The 18,108-nt window shown below is 67.5% G+C and carries 24 protein-coding genes and 2 pseudogenes; 13 read left to right on the plus strand and 13 right to left on the minus strand.

The features are described from left to right. Positions 1 to 121: 121 nt before the first annotated feature. Both ABZV91_RS29300 and ABZV91_RS29305 read right to left on the minus strand, forming a co-directional pair. Positions 122 to 784 (minus strand): response regulator transcription factor, encoded by a 663-nt coding sequence (locus ABZV91_RS29300; protein ID WP_355248572.1) that lies wholly within the window; start codon positions 782 to 784, stop codon positions 122 to 124. Continuing rightward, positions 781 to 1,863, minus strand: a complete 1,083-nt coding sequence (locus ABZV91_RS29305; protein WP_355248575.1) for a histidine kinase — start codon at positions 1,861 to 1,863, stop codon at positions 781 to 783. Before ABZV91_RS29305 ends, ABZV91_RS29300 begins: the two co-directional genes overlap by 4 nt. A 192-nt stretch (positions 1,864 to 2,055) precedes the next feature. Between ABZV91_RS29305 and ABZV91_RS29310 the strand changes: the two genes are divergently transcribed. Beyond that, positions 2,056 to 2,418, plus strand: a complete 363-nt coding sequence (locus ABZV91_RS29310) for a DUF6223 family protein (RefSeq protein ID WP_355248578.1) — start codon at positions 2,056 to 2,058, stop codon at positions 2,416 to 2,418. 162 nt (positions 2,419 to 2,580) lie between these two features. On the opposite strand, the gene ABZV91_RS29315 is transcribed toward ABZV91_RS29310, so the two are convergent. Beyond that, entirely contained in the window at positions 2,581 to 3,132 is a 552-nt protein-coding gene (locus ABZV91_RS29315) for a hypothetical protein (protein WP_355248581.1), read from the minus strand. Positions 3,133 to 3,226: 94 nt separating this feature from the next. Further along, the gene (locus tag ABZV91_RS29320) at positions 3,227 to 4,222 is read right to left on the minus strand and encodes an MCE family protein (protein ID WP_355248584.1); all 996 of its coding nucleotides are present in this window, start codon (positions 4,220 to 4,222) and stop codon (positions 3,227 to 3,229) included. Between the two features lie 257 nt (positions 4,223 to 4,479). Here ABZV91_RS29320 and ABZV91_RS29325 point away from each other — a divergent pair, with 257 nt between their 5' ends. Then, a complete protein-coding gene (locus ABZV91_RS29325; RefSeq protein ID WP_355248587.1) occupies positions 4,480 to 5,268 on the plus strand; it encodes an FAD-dependent monooxygenase in 789 nt (262 codons plus the stop codon). Between the two features lie 264 nt (positions 5,269 to 5,532). Here ABZV91_RS29325 and ABZV91_RS29330 read toward each other — a convergent pair whose 3' ends face one another. The 4 genes from ABZV91_RS29330 to ABZV91_RS29345 all read right to left on the minus strand — a co-directional run bounded on the left by ABZV91_RS29330 (position 5,533) and on the right by ABZV91_RS29345 (position 8,086). Then, positions 5,533 to 6,315: a GNAT family N-acetyltransferase gene (locus ABZV91_RS29330; protein ID WP_355248590.1), complete on the minus strand. Its 783-nt coding sequence runs from the start codon at positions 6,313 to 6,315 to the stop codon at positions 5,533 to 5,535. Between the two features lie 169 nt (positions 6,316 to 6,484). Beyond that, positions 6,485 to 6,991 carry a helix-turn-helix domain-containing protein gene (locus ABZV91_RS29335; protein WP_355248593.1) on the minus strand — a complete coding sequence of 169 codons (507 nt, stop codon included), beginning with the start codon at positions 6,989 to 6,991 and terminating at the stop codon, positions 6,485 to 6,487. Between the two features lie 43 nt (positions 6,992 to 7,034). Continuing rightward, positions 7,035 to 7,628, minus strand: a complete 594-nt coding sequence (locus tag ABZV91_RS29340; protein ID WP_355248596.1) for a nitroreductase/quinone reductase family protein — start codon at positions 7,626 to 7,628, stop codon at positions 7,035 to 7,037. A gap of 74 nt (positions 7,629 to 7,702) precedes the next feature. Then, entirely contained in the window at positions 7,703 to 8,086 is a 384-nt protein-coding gene (locus tag ABZV91_RS29345) for a helix-turn-helix domain-containing protein (RefSeq protein WP_355248599.1), read from the minus strand. Between the two features lie 85 nt (positions 8,087 to 8,171). Here ABZV91_RS29345 and ABZV91_RS29350 point away from each other — a divergent pair, with 85 nt between their 5' ends. The 8 genes and pseudogenes from ABZV91_RS29350 to ABZV91_RS29385 all read left to right on the plus strand — a co-directional run. Beyond that, positions 8,172 to 8,819, plus strand: a complete 648-nt coding sequence (locus ABZV91_RS29350; RefSeq protein ID WP_355248602.1) for an alcohol dehydrogenase catalytic domain-containing protein — start codon at positions 8,172 to 8,174, stop codon at positions 8,817 to 8,819. Between the two features lie 121 nt (positions 8,820 to 8,940). Beyond that, entirely contained in the window at positions 8,941 to 9,465 is a 525-nt protein-coding gene (locus tag ABZV91_RS29355; RefSeq protein WP_355248605.1) for a hypothetical protein, read from the plus strand. 316 nt (positions 9,466 to 9,781) lie between these two features. Next, complete coding sequence (locus ABZV91_RS29360; protein ID WP_355248608.1) at positions 9,782 to 10,189, plus strand: YciI family protein; 408 nt, start codon at positions 9,782 to 9,784, stop codon at positions 10,187 to 10,189. Then, complete coding sequence (locus tag ABZV91_RS29365) at positions 10,186 to 11,322, plus strand: DUF6596 domain-containing protein (RefSeq protein WP_355248611.1); 1,137 nt, start codon at positions 10,186 to 10,188, stop codon at positions 11,320 to 11,322. The genes ABZV91_RS29360 and ABZV91_RS29365 overlap by 4 nt, the downstream gene beginning before the upstream one ends. A gap of 299 nt (positions 11,323 to 11,621) precedes the next feature. Continuing rightward, positions 11,622 to 12,200: a recombinase family protein gene (locus ABZV91_RS29370; protein WP_355248614.1), complete on the plus strand. Its 579-nt coding sequence runs from the start codon at positions 11,622 to 11,624 to the stop codon at positions 12,198 to 12,200. 41 nt (positions 12,201 to 12,241) lie between these two features. Beyond that, positions 12,242 to 12,715 (plus strand): hypothetical protein, encoded by a 474-nt coding sequence (locus tag ABZV91_RS29375; RefSeq protein WP_355248617.1) that lies wholly within the window; start codon positions 12,242 to 12,244, stop codon positions 12,713 to 12,715. Beyond that, entirely contained in the window at positions 12,705 to 13,019 is a 315-nt protein-coding gene (locus tag ABZV91_RS29380; protein ID WP_355248619.1) for a hypothetical protein, read from the plus strand. The genes ABZV91_RS29375 and ABZV91_RS29380 overlap by 11 nt, the downstream gene beginning before the upstream one ends. Positions 13,020 to 13,030: 11 nt before the next feature. Further along, a pseudogene (locus ABZV91_RS29385) lies at positions 13,031 to 13,228 on the plus strand (YnfA family protein); the annotation flags it as partial. Positions 13,229 to 13,611: 383 nt separating this feature from the next. On the opposite strand, the gene ABZV91_RS29390 reads toward ABZV91_RS29385, so the two are convergent. After that, positions 13,612 to 13,875 (minus strand): DUF2637 domain-containing protein, encoded by a 264-nt coding sequence (locus tag ABZV91_RS29390; RefSeq protein ID WP_355248622.1) that lies wholly within the window; start codon positions 13,873 to 13,875, stop codon positions 13,612 to 13,614. A gap of 135 nt (positions 13,876 to 14,010) precedes the next feature. On the opposite strand from ABZV91_RS29390, the pseudogene ABZV91_RS29395 reads away from it, so the two are divergent. Continuing rightward, positions 14,011 to 14,199 (plus strand): annotated as a pseudogene (locus tag ABZV91_RS29395) (IS256 family transposase); the annotation flags it as partial. Positions 14,200 to 14,419: 220 nt separating this feature from the next. Here ABZV91_RS29395 and ABZV91_RS29400 read toward each other — a convergent pair. Then, positions 14,420 to 14,968 carry an SRPBCC domain-containing protein gene (locus ABZV91_RS29400; RefSeq protein WP_355248625.1) on the minus strand — a complete coding sequence of 183 codons (549 nt, stop codon included), beginning with the start codon at positions 14,966 to 14,968 and terminating at the stop codon, positions 14,420 to 14,422. Beyond that, complete coding sequence (locus ABZV91_RS29405) at positions 14,958 to 15,275, minus strand: metalloregulator ArsR/SmtB family transcription factor (RefSeq protein WP_355248628.1); 318 nt, start codon at positions 15,273 to 15,275, stop codon at positions 14,958 to 14,960. The genes ABZV91_RS29400 and ABZV91_RS29405 overlap by 11 nt, the downstream gene beginning before the upstream one ends. Before the next feature lie 76 nt (positions 15,276 to 15,351). On the opposite strand from ABZV91_RS29405, the gene ABZV91_RS29410 reads away from it, so the two are divergent. After that, entirely contained in the window at positions 15,352 to 15,741 is a 390-nt protein-coding gene (locus ABZV91_RS29410; protein WP_355248631.1) for a VOC family protein, read from the plus strand. A gap of 330 nt (positions 15,742 to 16,071) precedes the next feature. Next, positions 16,072 to 16,728 carry a DNA adenine methylase gene (locus ABZV91_RS29415; RefSeq protein WP_355248634.1) on the plus strand — a complete coding sequence of 219 codons (657 nt, stop codon included), beginning with the start codon at positions 16,072 to 16,074 and terminating at the stop codon, positions 16,726 to 16,728. A 303-nt stretch (positions 16,729 to 17,031) separates the two neighbouring features. On the opposite strand, the gene ABZV91_RS29420 is transcribed toward ABZV91_RS29415, so the two are convergent. Both ABZV91_RS29420 and ABZV91_RS29425 read right to left on the minus strand, forming a co-directional pair. Beyond that, positions 17,032 to 17,232 carry a recombinase family protein gene (locus ABZV91_RS29420; protein ID WP_355248637.1) on the minus strand — a complete coding sequence of 67 codons (201 nt, stop codon included), beginning with the start codon at positions 17,230 to 17,232 and terminating at the stop codon, positions 17,032 to 17,034. Between the two features lie 427 nt (positions 17,233 to 17,659). Next, positions 17,660 to 18,088, minus strand: coding sequence for a hypothetical protein (locus tag ABZV91_RS29425; RefSeq protein ID WP_355248640.1), 429 nt, complete (start codon positions 18,086 to 18,088; stop codon positions 17,660 to 17,662). Positions 18,089 to 18,108 lie beyond the last annotated feature (20 nt).

Consider the following 18,108-nt stretch of genomic DNA (forward strand, 5'->3'; position numbering starts at 1 on the left):
ATGGAAGAGACAGGGGCAAGAAGTCATACCGGGCCTGGCGACCGTGGGCCCGGTTCCGGGCCCACGAAAAAGGTAACGGGCGGGCCGGGCGTATCGACGTTCGCGCGCAGGGTTGGGGCGATCACCCCCGGCGCGGTATCACCAAGCCGGATTCGTAGGCCAGCACCACCAATTGGGCACGGTCGCGGGCGTGGAGTTTGGTCATGGCCCGGTTGACGTGCGTTTTGGCGGTCAGCGGGCTGATCACCAGATGGGCGGCTATCTCGTCGTTCGACAGGCCCCGCGCGACGAGGACGACCACCTCTCGCTCGCGGTTGGTCAGCTCGGTCGTCGCGGCGATCGGCCCCGGGGCCGGCGGCCGGCTGACGTATCGGTCGATCAACTTGCGGGTGATCGACGGCGCGAGCAGCGCGTCACCGCGGGCCGCGACCCGGACGGCGTGCAGGAAGTCCTCCGGGTGGATGTCCTTGACCAGGAATCCGGCCGCACCCGCGCGCAGGGCGTCGAAGACGTGTTCGTCCAGACCGTAGTTGGTGAGGATCACCACGTGCACTCCGGCCAGAGCCGGGTCCGCGGCGATGCGCCGGGTCGCTTCGATACCGTCGACGCCGGGCATCTGGATATCGACCAGTGCGATATCGGGCAGGTGTTCGCGAGCCAGTTCGACGCCCCGGGCGCCATCGGCGGCCTCGGCCACGACCTCGATATCGTCCTCCAGGTCGAGCAGGGCGCGGAAACCGCTGCGGATCAGCGGCTGGTCGTCGACGAGCAGGACGCGGATCACGGCGTCCGCTCCACGGGTAGCTCGGCCCGGACGGTGAACCCGCCCTCGTCGCGGGGCGCGGCCTGCAATCGGCCGCCCAGGGCGGTGACCCGTTCACGCATCCCCACCAGTCCCACACCTGGTTCGGTAGTCGTGTCCGGCAGGGCGCGGCCGTCGTCGTCCACCTGGATCACCAGAGAATCGCGGCGGTAATCGATATGGACCGTAGCGGTCCCGGCGGCGGCGTGCCGGGTGATGTTGGTCAGCGACTCCTGGACGATCCGGTAGGCGGTCCGGTCCACGGGCCCCGGTACGGCCTCGGCCCGTCCCGTGACCGTCAGTTTCGTGTCCAGGCCGGTGGCGCGGACCCGGTCCACGAGCTCCGCGACGTGGTCGAGCCCGTACGAGGGTGGACGGTCGTCGCGCAGGACCGCCAGGGTGGCCCGCAACTCCCGGGATGCCTCGCGGCCGGCCTCCAGGATCGCCAGCACCGCCTCGGGCACCTGCTCGCCACGGCGACGGGCCGAGTGGACGGCCACCTCGGCCTGTATCTTGATCACCGAGATCTGGTGGGTGAGTGAGTCGTGCAGCTCTCGCGCGATATGCAACCGCTCCTCGTCGGCCCGCCGTCGCGCGGTCTCCTCCCGGGTGCGTTCGGCCTCGTCGGCGCGCCGTTCGGCCTGCCGTAACGCTTCGCCCGCCGCGCCCGCGGCGACCAGCCACGCCAGTTGCAGTACGTCCCGTGACTCCACCAGTGCCTCGCTCACGAGTAGTCCCCGCGGCGAAACCAGGAGCGCCAGCGGCATGGCGAGCATCATGACCACCGACGCCGTCACCGCCGCCACCCAGCGCCCGGCACGAACGGCCGCGTACACGGCGACCAGGAACGCGACCGCGGGCACGCCGACTCCGAGGGCCTGGTAGGCCAACGCGGTCGCTCCCGTGACGGCCAGTACGGCAATCGGTGCCCGGCCGGCGGCGGCCGGCGCCAGCCCGCCGACGACCAGCAGCACCCAGCCGAGCGGGGGTCCGGACAATCCGGAGACGAGCTGGAACACCGCGACGCCTCCGGCGATCCCCCAGTTCCGGAGCCTTTCCATGGTTGCACCCTAGCCCGCCGCGCGCCCGGGGGAATCGGGCACGGGGATGATCACCGCTACTGCGTCCGCAGTACTCCCGCGCAGTTCTACACCCCCGGCGGCAGCCGGTAATGCCTGCGTGCGCAGGACGACCGGAGGCGGGCCCGGCGGCGACGATGGTCCACAGTCCAGTCCTCGCAGAAGGAGCACGCCATGTCCGTCCATCACCTGTTCGCCACCTCGCAGATCCTGGCCCAGTCGGACGTCTCCGGGTTGACCCCCGGACGCTTCTGGTCCCTGGTGGGCGCGGCGGTGGGACTCGTCGGTGTGGTGATCGGCGCGCGTGCCGTCCGCCGCCGTACCGGCCGCCGCTCGGCGATCGTCGCACTGGTGGCCGGGGTGGTCGGTCTGGTGCTCGGTGGGTTGGTCGTCCTCGCCGCCGAGGGCGGGCCCGGCACCGGATACGGAATCGTCGGCGGCTTTCTCGCCCTGGCGATCGGATCGGTCGCCGCGATACTCGGCGCGTTCGCGCTGTGGCGGATTCAGCCCTCGCTCACCGGCGGCGATCGCGGATGAGCGGGCCCGGCGAGGTCACCCACGATCCCGCACCGGCGCCGGGTCACGCGGACGAGCAGCCGGACGTTGCCGCGCTCTCGCGCCGGACCTGAAACCGCTCCACACTCATACGGTCCCCTTCCCGCGGACGTGGCCGGCGGCCCGGCGATTCCGGCCGGCGGATCACCGCGGGCGGTAATCGGCGACAAGCCATTCGTCGCCGACCCGCTGCACATTCACGGTCACCAGGGTGGACGTGCCGACCGGTTCCGGGTGCCGGACATTGCGGGTCTGCTGGGTCGCGAAAACGGTGACGATGTAGTTGTCACCGTCGACGGCGTCCACCGCGGTGGCCACGACCTCGCCCTGGGCGACGACCTCCGCCTCGGTCATGATGTTCGCGAGGGTGTCGCCCACGGTGTCGTAGCGGTGGGAGAACCCGGCGGTGGTTCCCTGCCGGACACCGGCGAAGAAGGCGTCGAGATCGCGGAAGTCGTAGGTCAGCGAACGGTGCGCGTAGCCGGTGGCGACAGCGGCCACCCGGTCGCGATCGGTGATGCGGTCGCGCAGGTCGTCCAGCTCGTGCTGGGCGGAATACCAGCGCCAGCCGAGAAGTGCCGCCAGGACGACGAACGCGGCCGCGGCGAGTCCCCACGCCGATACGGTGGCCAGCGCACCGGACGCGCGCCGTGTCGCGAGCTTCCGCTGTTCGCCGGGTTCCGAGGTGTCGCTCACCGGGAATCCTCACTTGCCACGGGAGCGCTGGTGTCGCAGCGTGATCGGAGGACGGAACCGACGCCGCACCCGATCCGGCGCGGTCGGGCGCGCGTCATCGGCACACCGCGCGCGGCTGTGTCCCGGCGAGTCCCGCCGGGGTGAACGGCCAGGTCGAACAGGTCGATGCGGAGCGAGGGCCGCCCGCCGGGCGGTCCGAGTTCAATCCGTCGATCAGTTCCGGCTTCAGCGACAGGACTTCCACGAGCTGGTCGGGGCGCGACGCGAGTTCGCGCAACTGCTCGTGCAGAGCCGGGTAGGCGGCTTCGGGAAGGGATCGCGGTTCGGCGAGAAGACCCCCCTCCGAATCGAGGCTCGAACCCTCCGCGAACAGTGAGTTCACCAGCTCCACGGCACTGTCGAAAAGCCCGACCAGGGCGGCGATCTGCTCGATCAGCACGCCGACCTGTTCGGCGACACCGCCGAGCTCGGTGGCGATCTTCCCCAGATTGTGAATGAACACCGCGACCGCCGCGTGCTCGTTCGTCGCGTACTCGAGCAGGTCGCCCAGAGCCGTCAGTACCGGTCCGATACCCGCACTGTCGCCCCTGAGGACCCGGCCCACGTTCTCGGCCACCTGCCCCAGTTCCTCGAGGTCGAGCTCGGTGAACAACGGCCGGAATCCGTCGAACAGCCGCGACACGTCGAAACTCGGCGCGGTCCGCTCGCGCGGAATGGTCGCCCCGGTAGCGAGCGCGGTCCCGCCGGGCCCGGATTCGAACAGTTCCACGTAGTACTGCCCGAGCAGGCTCTGATAGCGGACCGCGGCACGAGTGGTGTCCAGGATCTGCCGGTCGCTGCCGACGCTGAACCCCACCCGGGCGGTGGCGTCGTCGGTGATATCGATCGCGGTGACCGTACCGACCCGCGCTCCGGCCAGCCGGACGCCGCTTCCGGCGGTGAGTCCGGAGACATCCGTGAAGATCGCCGCGTATTCGGCGTCGACCTCGGTGACCGGTCCGCGTGCGGTGCTCAGGACGAGGCTCAGACAACACACGGCGACAACACCGAAGACGGACAACCCGATCGCGGGGGCACGCACGGATGACATCGAACTCCTTCTGGGGTCGGCCGACCCTGCGATGCGCGGCGCGGTATCGGCGACGATTCGAACTGTGCTCGAGCCGGTCGGCCGGGAACACCGCGACGAGGTGCTTCCGCGGTTCCGGTGGCCGGTGATCGGCATCGGCGACCGAACCGTATGGCACGACCGGCGCGAGACCCAGGTCCAGAATCATGGCGAGCATTTCTCGGCGCGGCGAGATCGATTGCCGCCGAGCGCCTCTCGCCGGCTGTCCAGGAGTACTCATGAGACGCACGGTGTTGAGCTCCGGCGCCGGCCTCGCCGGCCCCGCGACGGCGTACTGGCTGCACCGGTACGGATTCGACGTCACCGTGGTGGAGCGGGCGAGCGCGACCCGCGGCGGCAGGTATCCCATCGATATCCGCGGTACCGCCCTGGGGGTGGTCGAGCGGATGGGCCTACTGCCGCAGCTCCGCGCCGCGCATATCGATACGCGCAGGATCACCTTCCTGGATCCGGACGGCGGCCCGATCGCCGCGGTCCGGCCCGACGCGCTCACGGGCGGAACCGAGGGTCGCGACCTGGAGGTGCGCCGCGGGAACCTCACCGACATCATCTACAGCACGGTCCGTGACGACGTCGAAGTCCGCTTCGACGATTCCGTCGTGGCCCTCCGCGAGCACGAACGGGGTGTGGACGTGGACTTTCGTGGCGGGGCCCGGCGCACCTTCGATCTCGTGATCGGCGCCGACGGTCTGCACTCGAAGATCAGGAGCCTGCTCTTCGGCCCCGAAGAGCAGTTCCACCGCTACCTCGGCTACTGCCTCGCCATGCTCGCCCACACCTACCTCGCAGTCACCGCAGCAATATCGCCAAAAAGTATTGGCAGCGAACTCATCTCGCTCACCCTCGGCGAGATCCGCCGTCTTCTGGCACACGTGATCACCCACCGCCCCGACCGCACCGCCATCTGGCAGTGGTCAACCTGGCGGCGTTGGCACCAATACCGAGCCAGAAAGGCTCACTACCAGCGAAGACGCCGATTATATAACCAAGTGCGGCTGGAGTACTAAGGATCGTGTCACCAGGTACATGAGCCTGTCGTAAAAGCTGTGTGGCAACGGCTTTCGCGGGTGTAGCTTGCCGCAGGTGATGAGAGAGCTGGACCAGGACGAGTTGGTCGACTGCTGGACGCTGGTGGGCGACGAGCGGAGCTGGTGGGGACCAAGCGGGGTGGGGCCAAGCTCGGGTCAGTCGGTGTTCCGTGTCACTATCGTGGTGAGCGCCCGCCGGAGCAGCGTGAGCTGCCGGGACTGGGTGAGCCGAAAACTCCGACATCAATGACTGTCCGGGAGGTCCGATGTCAGGTTGCGTCCCATTTCGACCGATGGAATGCCGCCGCCGGAGCGGGCCCTTGTGTTTCCGGTACGAGTGAATCCATGTCTTTCTGCCAGGCTCTGCATGGGTGTGTTGTCTTCGCGTGTCCACAAGACCATCCGTGGATGGCCGTGCCGCTCCAGCCATTGCAGTTGGGTTTGCATCAGTTGGTCACTGGCACCGCTGCGGCGCGCTGTGGGGTCAACCCACACAGCGTGGATCTCTTGGGCGTCGGGATGGTCCGTGGATGGCCAGGAGGCCAGTTCGCCGACGGGCTTCCCGTCGCGAAAGACCGTGAAAACGCTGGTTCGGCTGGTGATCATGTCGCGCCACTGCTGCTCGGTCCGCGCTGCAGCTGTTTCGTATCTGGTCTTGTAGTGGTCCGGGGACTCGCGCAGTTTAGCCAGCACGACTTCGCGACGTACCCGCCAATCATCAGGAGTCAGCAGCTTTGTCTCAAGGTTCGGGGTATGCGCAGTTGCTGCAGAGCTGGGCAACGGACCGACGAACTCGTCGGAGTCGTGCTCACTGATCGCAGCCCGGTCGACTTGATCCCGGTCACGGGTGGTCGCCGAGAACGGTTTCGCCAGTTCGGGACCCAGGTTCTCCCACTCGTGAGCCGCTTTGTGCACTCTTCCGGCCGTACCCGAGGTGTTCCTGTGCCGTATGTGGGTGACACCGTCGACGAGTGCCGTTGTAATCCGCACGAGTGCTTGCTGCACCAACCGACGCGGATCTGCCACAAACTCCTCCGATAGTTGCACTGCCTCCGACCCGGCGTGCACAGCAGATCGTCACACACCCGTGTCTGGGGCGCCCTGCCCGGTCCCCGATCCCGCGATCGCGCGGATGCTCGCCCAGGAGGCGGCCCCGGAATCGTGATGAATCTCCCCGGCTTCCGTGCACACCCGGTTATCTGTTTCCGACCGGTTGCTCGGTCAGCTGTGCATAGTACTCGGCTTCGTACTCGATCGGTCGTTTACGGCCGAGCCTGTGCATCAGCCGGGACTGGTTGTACCAGGCGATCCAGCCGGCTGTGAGGGCTTCGACGTCGCCGAGCCGACGCAGTGGCACCTTCCGGAACGGGGAATCATCCCGGACCGCCTCCGCCAGTACCTGTTCCACCCGGTCCAGCAGGATCGACGGCGGCCTGCCCGGCCGCGGCTCATCGGCCAGCCCGGGCAGACCGTGTTCGATGAACCGTCTTCGCCACTTCGCCACGGTCATCGGCGTGACACCCACTGCTGCCGCCACATACGCGTTCGCCACACCCGGCTCCGCGCACGCCAGCACGATCCTGCACCGCAACGCATACGCCTGCGTCGACGTCGCCGCCCGCGCACCCCGCACCAACTCCTGCCGCTGCGCCTCGGTCACCACCAACTCCGGACCCGATCTCGGCCGCCCCGTTCTCGCCACCGCCGAATCCTACAATTACCCAACGGATTTCAGGCGCGGAACACTAGTCGGCCAAGCCCGATACCCGTTCCACCACCACGAGCGGGATCTCCCGTTCGGTCTGCTGCTGATGTGCGGCCATATGCGGGAACCGCTCCTCCAGTATCGCGAACAGTCGCTCTCGTTCGGGACCGGCGGCCGTATGCGCGGTACCGGTGAACAGGTCGATACCGGCCGGGGTGGGCCGCTCGATGATGACCTGCGGTTCGGCGACCAGGTTCCGGTACCACTGCGGGTGTTCGGCCGCGGCCATATCCGACGCCCACAACACGGTCCGATCGTCACCGTCGGTCAGGTAACCGAGCGGCACGATATGTTGCCGCCCGCTGCGCCTGCCGACAGTGGTCAGCAGTACGAGATCGGACCCCTTCAGCATCCCCTCCCTCGTGATTCTCCCGTCTCCGGCACGGAAGTTCTCGATCACGGACCGATTGAACGCACGCATATCACTCGGCAACGACACCCCCGGAATATTAGTCCCCGCACTCCGCCGCGCCCGGCCGAAATCCGGGTGGTGGACTCTGCGTGCCCGAGGGGGCCATCGCGAACCCGCGCGCCGACGAAGCACGGGGGCGGGGAGGGGCGGTCGTTCGCGCATCCCGCCGGAACCGGTCGGGCACCGCGTCGTCCGGGCCCGGCGTCGGGCGCGGGTGGGCCGGACCGTCGTCGAGATCAACGCGCCGGGTGAGCCGGGGCCGGAGCGGCGGCTCGGGCCGCCTCCTGGAAGTCGACGATGGCGCCGCCGCGGTCCCGCGCCCAGTCCGTCAGCACTTCGATGGGTTCGACGAGGGTCCGGCCCAGGTCGGTGAGGCTGTAGACGACCCGCCGTGGCGCCTCGGCATGGCGATCGACCAACCCGTACTGCTGGAGTCGGCGCAGCGTCTGGGTGAGGACCTTGCGTGAGATGCCGCCGATGAGGTCGACGAGTTCGCCGTGCCGGTGAGGCCGATGGCTGAGCCCGAAGAGCACGAGCACGGTCCATTTGTCGGAGATGATCTCGACCGCCAGGCCGGTGGGGCAGTCGGCGAGGAAGGCCGGTCCGGCGGTGTTCTGCATGGAATTCGAAGGTACCAGGAGGTAACCCAGGGCTCCGTAGCGTTTTCCGCAGTACGAAATCAACGCTGGATGCGGAGGAATCACCATGCCACGAGTAGTCTTGTTCGACCGGTTCGGCGGGCCGGATGTCCTACGGATCGTCGAGGAGCCGGTCGTCGAGCCCGCGGCCGGCGAGGTACGGGTCAGGATCGAAGCGTTCGCCGTCAACCCGCTCGACCAGATGATGCGTTCCGGTGGCCTGCCCGCCGCCGTCGACCTGCCGCATGCTCGCCTCGGCGTCGAAGGAACCGGCGTCGTCGACGCGGTGGGCCCCGGAACCACCGGGCCGGAGATCGGCGATCCGGTCGTTCTCACCGCTGTTCCGGACGCGAGCGTCCGGGGCAGCTACGGCGAATACACCACGGTCCCGGCGAGCCGGGTCCTCGCCCGGCCCGCCGGGCTCGGAGTCGTGGAGGCCGCGGCGAGCTGGGTCGCGTTCTCCACCGCCTACGGCGCGCTCGTAGAGAAGGCGCGGATGCGTCCCGGCGACCACGTCCTCGTCACCGCCGCCTCCGGTGGTGTCGGCCGGGCGGCGATACAGATCGCGAATCAGATCGGCGCCGTGCCGATCGCCGTCACCCGGCAGGCCGCGAAATGGAAGAGCTGCTCGCCGCCGGCGCCGCCAGGGTCATCGCCACCGACGAGACGAACTACTCGATGCAGCCACCGCGGAATAAAACCAGCAACCATCTGACCCATGAAAGGAAACCAGTGATGAATCGGGAAACGTACCTCCGTACCGCGGACCCGGGGTACTGGATATCGCCCAAAGCGACTGGGAGGAGTGCCGGCCGTACTTCACCCGGGAGGCGGTGATGTGGGCCGATGCCCTGCGGGTCGCCGCGTTCGGTAGTGCCGCAGGCGGATCCTCGTGCGGACACGGCGCGAAATTCCTGCTCCCCGTGCAGCTGCTGATGGAGATGCCGGGCCCATTAGCGCTGGCGCTGGCCGGTGTGCTGCTGGAACCGCCGGAAGGCCCCTGGCCGGACTGGGCCCGCACTGATCACCCGATCGACTGGCCCGCTCTGATCGCCGGAGACCCCGACCACCTGACCTGGGATCACGGGATGCTGGCGGCGAACATGGGCGCCAGCGGCGACGGTGTCACTGCCGCGTACCGACTCCTGGACGATCACGGCCTCAACCCGTACATGGACGTGTGCCTGTGGATCCAGCCCGACGGCCGATTCTCCGCCGAGCCCACCACCATGTGGTCAGAACCCAGTGACCTCAAACTCAGCCGCCAGGTCGACGACATCCTGGTAGCCAGCGGGCGACCGCGAAAGTGGCTGCGTTACGAGGACCAGGAGGCACCCTGGTTCTGGAGGCTGAACGCCTGAAAACCTTCACAAAACGAGAACCGGCCGGCGGCTACCCGGCCGGTTCTCGCGTTTCAGGGTCGCACGTCCCCGATACAGGGTTCCGACTGGCAAAAGTCACGCTTATCGAGTAGCCGCACACTATGCGAGGAATGTCCGGGGTCGAGCGTGAGCAACTGTGTCCGGCCGGCCGCGTAGACGGTGGTGTGGAAGGTTTGCCCGAGGCGCTGGAAAAATATTTCGGATTCGCCGGGCCGGGGATGTCGAGAACGCCGTGCGGGCTCCGTCCCAGGGGCGAGAGCGGCCACGAGGGTCGCGACGACGAAGGAGAATCGCCATGAAGTACCTGCTGCTGAAGCACTACCGCGGCGGCCCCACCCCTGTCGGCGATTTCGTGCCGATGGACCGCTGGACGCCGGAGGAGGTGGACGCGCATATCCGGTACATGCGGGATTTCGCGGATAAACTGCGGGACAACGGCGAGTTCGTGGACGAACTGGCGCTGGCACCCGAGGGGACCTTCGTGCGGGGCGACGGCGCCGGGCGCCCGCCGGTAACCGACGGGCCCTTCGCCGAGACCAAGGACCTCATCGCGGGGTGGATGATCATCGATGTGGAGTCCTGGGATCGGGCACTCGAACTGGCGGCGGAGCTGTCCGCCGCGCCCGGGTACCGCGGTGAACCGATCTACGAATGGCTCGAGATCCGGCCGCTGCTCACCGAGACGCTTTCGGCGGCCGAGTGAACGACGCGCTGCTGCGGGAGCTGGTTCCCGCGGTGCTGGCGGTTCTCGTCCGGCGCGGCGCGGATTTCGCGTCGGCCGAGGACGCCGTCCAGGAGGCCCTGATCCGGGGACTGGAGACCTGGCCGCAGGATCCGCCCCGGGACCCCAAGGCCTGGCTGGTCACGGTGGCCTGGCGCCGATTCCTCGATACCGCCCGCGCCGAGACGTCCCGGCGCGGGCGGGAGGTCTCGGTCGAGGTGGAGCCGCCGCCCGGCCCGGTGCCCGCCACCGACGACACCTTGTGGCTCTATTTCCTGTGCGCGCATCCGTCGCTGGCTCCGGCATCGGCCGTGGCGCTGACCCTGCGGGCGGTCGGCGGGCTGACGACCCGGCAGATCGCCACGGCCTATCTGGTTCCCGAGGCGACCATGGCGCAGCGGATCAGCCGGGCCAAACGCCGGATAGCGGGGCTGCCGCTGGACCGGCCCGGCGATCTCGCCACGGTGCTGCGGGTGCTCTACCTGGTGTTCAACGAGGGCTACAGCGGAGATGTGGATCTGGCGGCCGAGGCGATCCGGCTCGCGCGGCATCTCGCCGCCGCCACCGATGATCCCGAAGTCGCCGGACTGCTCGCGCTTATGCTGCTGCACCAGGCCCGCCGTGCGTCCCGAACCGGCCCCGGCGGCCGGCTGGTGCCGCTGGCTGCGCAGGACCGCACCCGCTGGGATACCGCATCGATCGCCGAGGGCGTGACGATCCTGCAGACCGCCCTGGCCCGCGACCGGCTCGGTGAATACCAGGCGCAGGCCGCCATCGCGGCCCTGCACGCCGACGCCCCGACCGCCGCCGAAACGGACTGGGTGCAGATCGTGGAATGGTACGACGAGCTGATGCGGCTGACCGGCAGCCCCGTGGTGCGGCTGAACCGGTCTGTGGCGGTGGGCGAGGCGGACGGCGCGCAGGCGGGTCTCGCGGCGCTGGCCGAGGTGGATCCCGGTATACCCCGGTACCCGGCGGTCCGGGCGTATCTGCTGGAACGCGCCGGTGATCTCGACGCGGCCGCGCGAACATACGCCGAGGCCGCGCGGGCCGCGACGAGTGTGCCCGAACGCGATCACCTCATGCGCGAGGCGGCCCGCGTCCGGCAGCTGTGACGGCCGTGAACCAGCCGCATCCGGCAACCGCGACGACGCCGGTGCCGTGCCGCCCGACCGGGGGCCCGGTAGTAGGGGTAGCCGTAGCATTCGCCGAAAATCGGGCGGATATGGCGTAGTGCCTGGCAGGTGATCCGCGCGCAGTGGGTCGGAAACGATCGTTTCTGTCCCACAACGGCTCTCGGTGGGGGTCGCCGAATCCGCCCAGCTCGCCGCCGACCGAATTCGGGTCAGAACTCGTGTGCGGTATCTACGGGACGAAACCGCAGGTGTCAGCCCTTTGTGGGACAGTTCGGGGCATGGCTCGGTTCGGGTACGCGCGGGTGTCCACGCGCGGGCAGAAAGACGACTCCCAGATCGACGCGCTCACCGCGGCCGGGTGCGAACGGATCTGGGTGGACAAGGCCTCCGGCAAGCTTGCCCGCCGCCCGGAGTGGGACAAGTGCTTCGAATACCTGCGCCGGGGTGACGAATTGGTGATCACCCGGCTTTCGCGCCCGTTCCGGTCGGTGCGGCACATGACCGAACTCGCCGCCCAGCTCGATGAGCGCGGGGTGGATCTGGTGGTGCTCAAGCAGGGCATCGACACCACCACCCCGGCGGGACGGTTCCTGTTCCACGTCATCGCCGCGATGGATGAGATGCTGGCCGATCTGATCAGCGAGGGCACCGTCGAAGGCTTGGAGTCCGCGCGGGCGCGCGGCCGCGTCGGCGGGCGCCCGCCGATCATGAGCGATTTGCAGGTGCTCAAGGCGCGGGAGATGTATGAGGAGCGCGACGAACGCGGCCGCCGCCGCTACACCGTCGCGCAGATCGCCGAGACGTTCGCGGTGTCGCGCAAGACTGTCTATCGCAACCTCGAGCGAGTCGGGGATTAGGGGTTGCATCCTGTACCTGGGTACAGGCTTATCGTCGCAATATGACGATTTCACCAGATCAGGGCGATTGGGTGCCCTCGGCGTGCACTCTGCCCACCGTGGAGCAGCCGATCCGGGTCGCCGAGTTCGACCGGTTCTTCACTACCTCGGCGCGTACCACCCGCCGACCCAATCCGGCGCGGCTCGAGGTGGTCGTGGACCCGGGTACCGAGACGCTGGCGCGTGAGCTGGCCGGGCGCGAGAGCAGTTGCTGTTCGTTCTTCGTCTTCGATTTCACCGCCACCGCAGAGGGTTTGGTGATGGGTGTCGGGGTTCCACCGACCTACATCGAGGTGCTCGACGCCTTCGCCGAGCTCACCGCGGTCCGCGACACCCTCGCCGCAGCGCTGGCGGCGGGGTGTGAGGACCTGCTGGCGTGCAGCGAATCGCCTTCCTGCCCGGTCCGTTTCGATATGTCCCCGGCCACCGCCACGGCAGCGTCGACCAGCTGTGAGGGTGGGCGTTGTGGCTGCTGAGAACCCGACGCGTCGCTGGTGGGCCTCGATCGGCGCCGGGGTGGCGCTGTGCGTGGGGTGCTGCCTGGTGCCGGTGCTGATCGCCGCCGGCGTCCTGGGCGGCGGCACACTGCTGGTGAGCCTGCCATGGCTCGAACCCCTGGGGTTCGCGCTCATCGGCCTCGGCGCGGCCGGACTCGGGTACTCACGCTGGCGAGCGCGCCGCCGCGGCTGCACCAGCACCGACAGCGCCGATGGCTCGTGCGCGAGCACCGGGTGCGGCTACACGACCACGTCGGCCGGGGCCGCCGAATCCGGCATTTAGGATCTGCGGCTATGACCGTATTGCGCTCGATCCTGCTGTTCGCTGTCGCCGCCGTCGCCGAGATCGGCGGGGCCTGGCTGGTGTGGCAGGGCGTGCGCGAACACAAAGGCTGGGCCTGGATCGGCGCCGGGGTCATCGCCCTGGGGCTGTACGGGTTCGTCGCCACCCTGCAACCGGATGCGAACTTCGGGCGCATCCTGGCCGCCTACAGACGTTCCAGCTCCTCGTCCGCGAACATCCGCGTTGCCACGAACCCCAGCCTCCACCAGCACCGACCAACATCATCATCGGCAGCCAAGCACCAACCAGCCGACAGCGCATGTCGAACCCGAAAACTGGCGCCTACCAGTCGACTACGCCATATCCGCCCGATTTTCGGCGGATGCTACGGCTACCCCACATCATTTTGATACCGCGACCGACCCGGAAATTACGGCGTATCAGCTTGATGCTTGTGAGTTACATGTAGTTCGCATGCGAACTATCTTCACTCTGCTTTTTCGGCCGTAGACCTGCGGACATATCATTTCGATGCTTCGGTGGAGGCTGTCCCCGCGCTGTCACCCGCCGGTCGGGTTGTTGGCTGCCGGCATCATGAGCCGGGTACCGGCCGGATCGGGGACTCGATCACCAGGCCGGCGTCCTTCCATTGATAGATGCTGCCGTCGATCACCACCGGCCAGATCCAGGCCAGCCACCACGGAATATGGGCGTTGGTCGCGAGTTCGGTCAACGCCACCGCCGACAGCGCGAACGCGCCGGCCACCAACAACCGGGCGCACCACTTCGACACCTTCAACGCCCGCAACCGGGCCTCGGTCACCGCGCCGATCTGGGTTTTCTGCACTGCGCTCATCGGGTGGCCTCCACCCGGTCGTATCGGCCCTGCATCTGCGCGATCTTCACGCCGATCACGGCGAGTGCGTGACACCCTTACGCGGGTTCTGGCCGGTGTAACCGATCCAGGCCGAGACCGCTTCGCCGTACTCCTCGCCGCAAGGCCGTCCGGGCCCGCGGGCGCTTCCCCAACGAACAAGCGGCCCTGACATGCGTCTACATGGCGTTGATGAGCCTCGACCCGACCGGCACCGGGCGCAAACGATGGACCATGCGCTGGAAAGCACCCCTGAACGCCTTCCAGATCGCCTTCGAGGGCCGGCTCACCCCGGCCACCAGCTAAGAGTCCAACAACCAAGATCAGCCCTTAACTGGACAGACCGGGACATATTCGGTGTGGCCGCCGTTGTGGAGGGCGGTCTGGGGTCGGCGGTGAAAATTGTCGTCGATCGTGGTGGGAGCGTCTTGGTGCCGCGTCTTTGCACAAACCTTGTGGAGGGGTTCCGGGCAGGACCGTGCTGCGCTGGAGCAAGAACGGACCTCCCACGCCGACATCGAGCAGGCTACCCGGCAGTTCCGCTGAGTGTGGCCTGGTAGTGCTCGATCAGCTCCTGACATCCATAGGCCCAGGCGCGGTTTCCGACGACTCGTTCTCTCTCGACGCCGTCTTGGTCGGCTGCGAGACGGCCGAGGCAGACCTGCCAGCCCGCCGCGTTCATGCTTGCCCGGGTGTGGTCGCTGAGGGTCTGGCGCAGTTCGAGGGTCGCCCCGTCTCCGGATCGGGTGATCGTCCAGGCCAGTATCTCGGGTCCCCATCGGTGTACAAGCTTGCGGGGTGCGTCCGCGATGAGGACTTCGGTGTCGAGCGGTTCATCGCGAGGCTGTTCCCGGCATGTCGCGGGACCCAGTTCATCGAGCGGGCGGTCGGGTACGACAGGTGACCAGCGTGCGAGGCGCTCCGGTTCGGTGATCATCCGCCACAGTTTCTCGGGTGGGTGGGCAAAGCGCCGACGCATGATGAGCGTCCAGTCCGCCTCGTCATGCTGCAGCAGGACCTCGATAGGGGAGTGGATCTGCGCGGCGACGACTTCGTCGCGTGGGTTATCCGTCATCGTCGTTTTCCTCGTCGTCCAGTGTTTGGGCCAGTCGCTCGAAACTCACGCTCCAGAGTTCGACGTAGGGCTCGACCCAGGAGATGACGTCCGGCAGCGGCTGCTCGGTGAGCCGATAGACCCTTCGTTTGCCTGCGACCTCGACCTCGGCGACGCCTGCCTCGCGTAGCACGCGCAGGTGTTTGGAAACCAGGGACTGCGGGATGCCCAACTCGCTTACAAGCGTCCCGACATCGTGGCCGCGCACGCGAAGCCGATCCACGATCGCCCGGCGGATGGGCTCTGCGATCACAGCGAAACCGTCCATCCCACAAGTATGACCGTACATTCACATGAATGACAAGGCATGTTATTGTGCTGATATGCACCCTACAGCTGTCGTTGTGTCCTTGCCTGTCGACGATCTTGCACGCGCGTTGCGCTTCTACCGTGACGGGCTTGGTCTGTCCACGCCCGGAATCGACGATTACATGATTACCTTCGAACTGCCGAACCTTTCGCTGTTCCTGATCGAGGGCAGCCAATATCAGGTCTATCTCGACCGCGCCGGAATTGAGCGCCCGACCGGTTCTGTGGCGGGCGGCTGCGTCCTCTCATGCGCGATCGCCACTCGAAGCGAGGTTGATGAGATCGTGTCGCGCGCGGCGGCGACGGGAGGATCGGGGCAGCCCGCCGGAGAACAAGACGGGTCCTACGTCGGGTACGTCCGCGACCCCGACGGGCACCTATGGGAACTGGTTCACAACCAGCGCACCGCGGAGGCAGCAGGGTGACCCGTCGCTCGTTCGGACGGTGGCCTACCAGCCTCTCGGCGGGGCCATCGTCACGTGTGCGTACTTCGTAGTGTCCATCGGTCGATCTGTGGTGTTGCCCGGCGGCAGCAGCGGCTCGAGCAGCGCCCACTCGGGATCGGTCAGCGACGAGGACGGGTAGAAAGGGCACTTCGGTGATTCGCTGTGGGCTGGGCACGACGAACACGAGCGGGTAAGCGACACTGACACAGGGGCACTCGATGACGACTGGTCTTCGAGTGCCCGAAGCGCCCGGGTGTAGCTCGTGCCGTCGTGGCGGGCCATGTAGTCCCGGACGTCACGGCGGCGGCTGTGGTTGTTGCGTGTCACCACGGCCACTACGTCGAACCATTCGCCGGCGGGCTGAGCGTGCTGCTGGCCAAGCCCGCGGCGCGGATGGAAACGGTCAACGACATCGACGGTGACCTGATGACGTTCTGGCGGGTCCTGCGCGACCGCCCGGCCGACCTCGCCCGGGTATGCGCGCTGACACCGCATTCCCGCGCCGAACACGAGGCCTTGCACGGCGACCTGTCCGGCCTGGACGAGCTGGAGCGGGCCCGCCGGGTGTGGGTGCGGATCACCCAGTCCCGCACCGGCACCCTGCGCCGCACCGGCTGGCGCCACCACGTCGACCCGGCCGGGTCCGGAGTCTCGATGCCCGGCTACCTCGGCGCCTACCTCGACCGGATGATGCCCGCCGCCGAACGCCTGGCCGCGGTGTCGCTGGAATCCCGGCCGGCACTCGACCTGATCGCCACCTACGGCCGCCACCGGTCCGTGCTGCTCTACGTCGACCCGCCCTACCTGGGTGAGACTGCGCGGGCCCGCAACTATCGGCACGAGATGACCGGCGAAGGCCGGCACCGCGAACTCGCGGCCGCGCTGCACGCCTGCCAGGCCACCGTGGTGCTGTCCGGCTACGCCAGCGACCTCTACGACCGCGAGCTGTACCCGCACTGGCACTGAGGTTCCGGCTTATATGGGTGTCACCGGTTGGCTGGCTGGATGATCACCGGCCGTAGCCTGCCGGAGGTGTCGAGTCGGGGCTGGCTCGTGAGGTTCCTGCCGCCCGTTCGGGCTGGCTCACCGGGGGTTTGCGCCCCGGCCCGACACCGACCGCGGGTCTGACTCGGGGGTCGAGGAACATCGGCGCGAAATGTTCCGGTAGCACTCAATCGGCCTTCCAGGAGGCCGATAGTCGCGCCGACCCTGGGCGCTACCGCACATAGTTTCGTGAGTCGGCCGTGGCACCAGGACGGTCACGCAGGCCTATCGCCCGAGTTCCCGCACATAGTGCGCGGCTATCCGCGGTAACTCGCTAAGCGTGACTTTTGTCGTCGATGTTCCTCGACCCCCTAGTCCGGCCTCGGCGAGGGCGTCGAGTTGTCGTTCCAGGCTTTGTTTGGTGGTCGAGACTCGGGCGTAGCCGAGTTCGAGACCGCCGGCCGGATGTTCTGGTGTGCGCGCCATGCCCGAAATGTACCGGAATTCGCTGCCGTACGGACCTTTTGGAACGGATTCCGTGGAACGACTTCCGGAACGAATCTCGGCCCGATCGCCGCTGGTCGCGGTCTGCGGCCCGATTCCTCGCTCGCTCGTTCCACTTCCAGTAACCGGAACAGAATCACCAACCGAAGCCGGGAATGCCAACGGTCAATCCGGAGATGCTTGCGCTGCGGTCCGCCTCGGAAGGGAATCCGGATCGCTACCTTGCGGTTCGGGCCAGCCTCAGGATTCCGGGGTTAGCCAACGGTCACCGGAAGGCGCGCGGGGCATACGGGAGGAGACTAAATATGATGTGGCTATAAGTGATTCGGCCGCGAAGATCCGTCGCCGCAACAGTCGTACCTGATCCTCGGCTTGGACCCAGTCGATGCGGTCCCGGTCCCACGAGGCGTTACCCGGCTCGTTCACCTTCGATGACCTGGTGGCTATTGTCGATGGTTATGTGATCCAGTGATTGACCAGGCTGCAGCCAAGGTTGTAGCACTGCGACTGCATCCGGGCCGTTTACAGTCCAGCACAGTTCATCTGAGCTACAGAACATTCCATATGAGGATTGACCCCGCCAGTTTCGTTGCCTGATCTTGTCGTCTTCGGTTTTGGTAGGGACACAGGCTCCCGGAGGAGCAGCCGGGACCAGGTCACCAGGGCGAATATCTCGGGTTCCGCCGAAAACAACCTGATGTTCTTCTCCGTCACCGAGATCGATACGGGCCAGCCGGATCCGATCGGCATCCGGATGCGGTCCTGGCGGGTACCCGATAATGCGTCCACCCGGAAATTGAGTCCGGGTCGTTCGGTTGGTGTTCAGTCGATCCCGCAGGCCACCGGATGGTGGGTGCA

It is taken from the genome of Nocardia sp. NPDC004568 (genome assembly GCF_040609955.1).
GTDB lineage: Bacteria > Actinomycetota > Actinomycetes > Mycobacteriales > Mycobacteriaceae > Nocardia.

Excerpts from the sequence above, each read along its gene's own strand:
- ABZV91_RS29390 (WP_355248622.1), bottom strand. The coding sequence starts at position 13,875 with ATGAGCGCAGTGCAGAAAACCCAGATCGGCGCGGTGACCGAGGCCCGG.
- ABZV91_RS29355 (WP_355248605.1), top strand. The coding sequence starts at position 8,941 with ATGTGGGCCGATGCCCTGCGGGTCGCCGCGTTCGGTAGTGCCGCAGGC.
- ABZV91_RS29405 (WP_355248628.1), bottom strand. The coding sequence starts at position 15,275 with ATGGACGGTTTCGCTGTGATCGCAGAGCCCATCCGCCGGGCGATCGTG.
- ABZV91_RS29375 (WP_355248617.1), top strand. The coding sequence starts at position 12,242 with ATGACGATTTCACCAGATCAGGGCGATTGGGTGCCCTCGGCGTGCACT.
- ABZV91_RS29325 (WP_355248587.1), top strand. The coding sequence starts at position 4,480 with ATGAGACGCACGGTGTTGAGCTCCGGCGCCGGCCTCGCCGGCCCCGCG.
- ABZV91_RS29305 (WP_355248575.1), bottom strand. The coding sequence starts at position 1,863 with ATGGAAAGGCTCCGGAACTGGGGGATCGCCGGAGGCGTCGCGGTGTTC.
- ABZV91_RS29345 (WP_355248599.1), bottom strand. The coding sequence starts at position 8,086 with ATGCAGAACACCGCCGGACCGGCCTTCCTCGCCGACTGCCCCACCGGC.
- ABZV91_RS29400 (WP_355248625.1), bottom strand. The coding sequence starts at position 14,968 with ATGACGGATAACCCACGCGACGAAGTCGTCGCCGCGCAGATCCACTCC.
- ABZV91_RS29360 (WP_355248608.1), top strand. The coding sequence starts at position 9,782 with ATGAAGTACCTGCTGCTGAAGCACTACCGCGGCGGCCCCACCCCTGTC.
- ABZV91_RS29350 (WP_355248602.1), top strand. The coding sequence starts at position 8,172 with ATGCCACGAGTAGTCTTGTTCGACCGGTTCGGCGGGCCGGATGTCCTA.
- ABZV91_RS29370 (WP_355248614.1), top strand. The coding sequence starts at position 11,622 with ATGGCTCGGTTCGGGTACGCGCGGGTGTCCACGCGCGGGCAGAAAGAC.
- ABZV91_RS29420 (WP_355248637.1), bottom strand. The coding sequence starts at position 17,232 with ATGGCGCGCACACCAGAACATCCGGCCGGCGGTCTCGAACTCGGCTAC.
- ABZV91_RS29320 (WP_355248584.1), bottom strand. The coding sequence starts at position 4,222 with ATGTCATCCGTGCGTGCCCCCGCGATCGGGTTGTCCGTCTTCGGTGTT.
- ABZV91_RS29340 (WP_355248596.1), bottom strand. The coding sequence starts at position 7,628 with ATGCGCGAACGACCGCCCCTCCCCGCCCCCGTGCTTCGTCGGCGCGCG.
- ABZV91_RS29310 (WP_355248578.1), top strand. The coding sequence starts at position 2,056 with ATGTCCGTCCATCACCTGTTCGCCACCTCGCAGATCCTGGCCCAGTCG.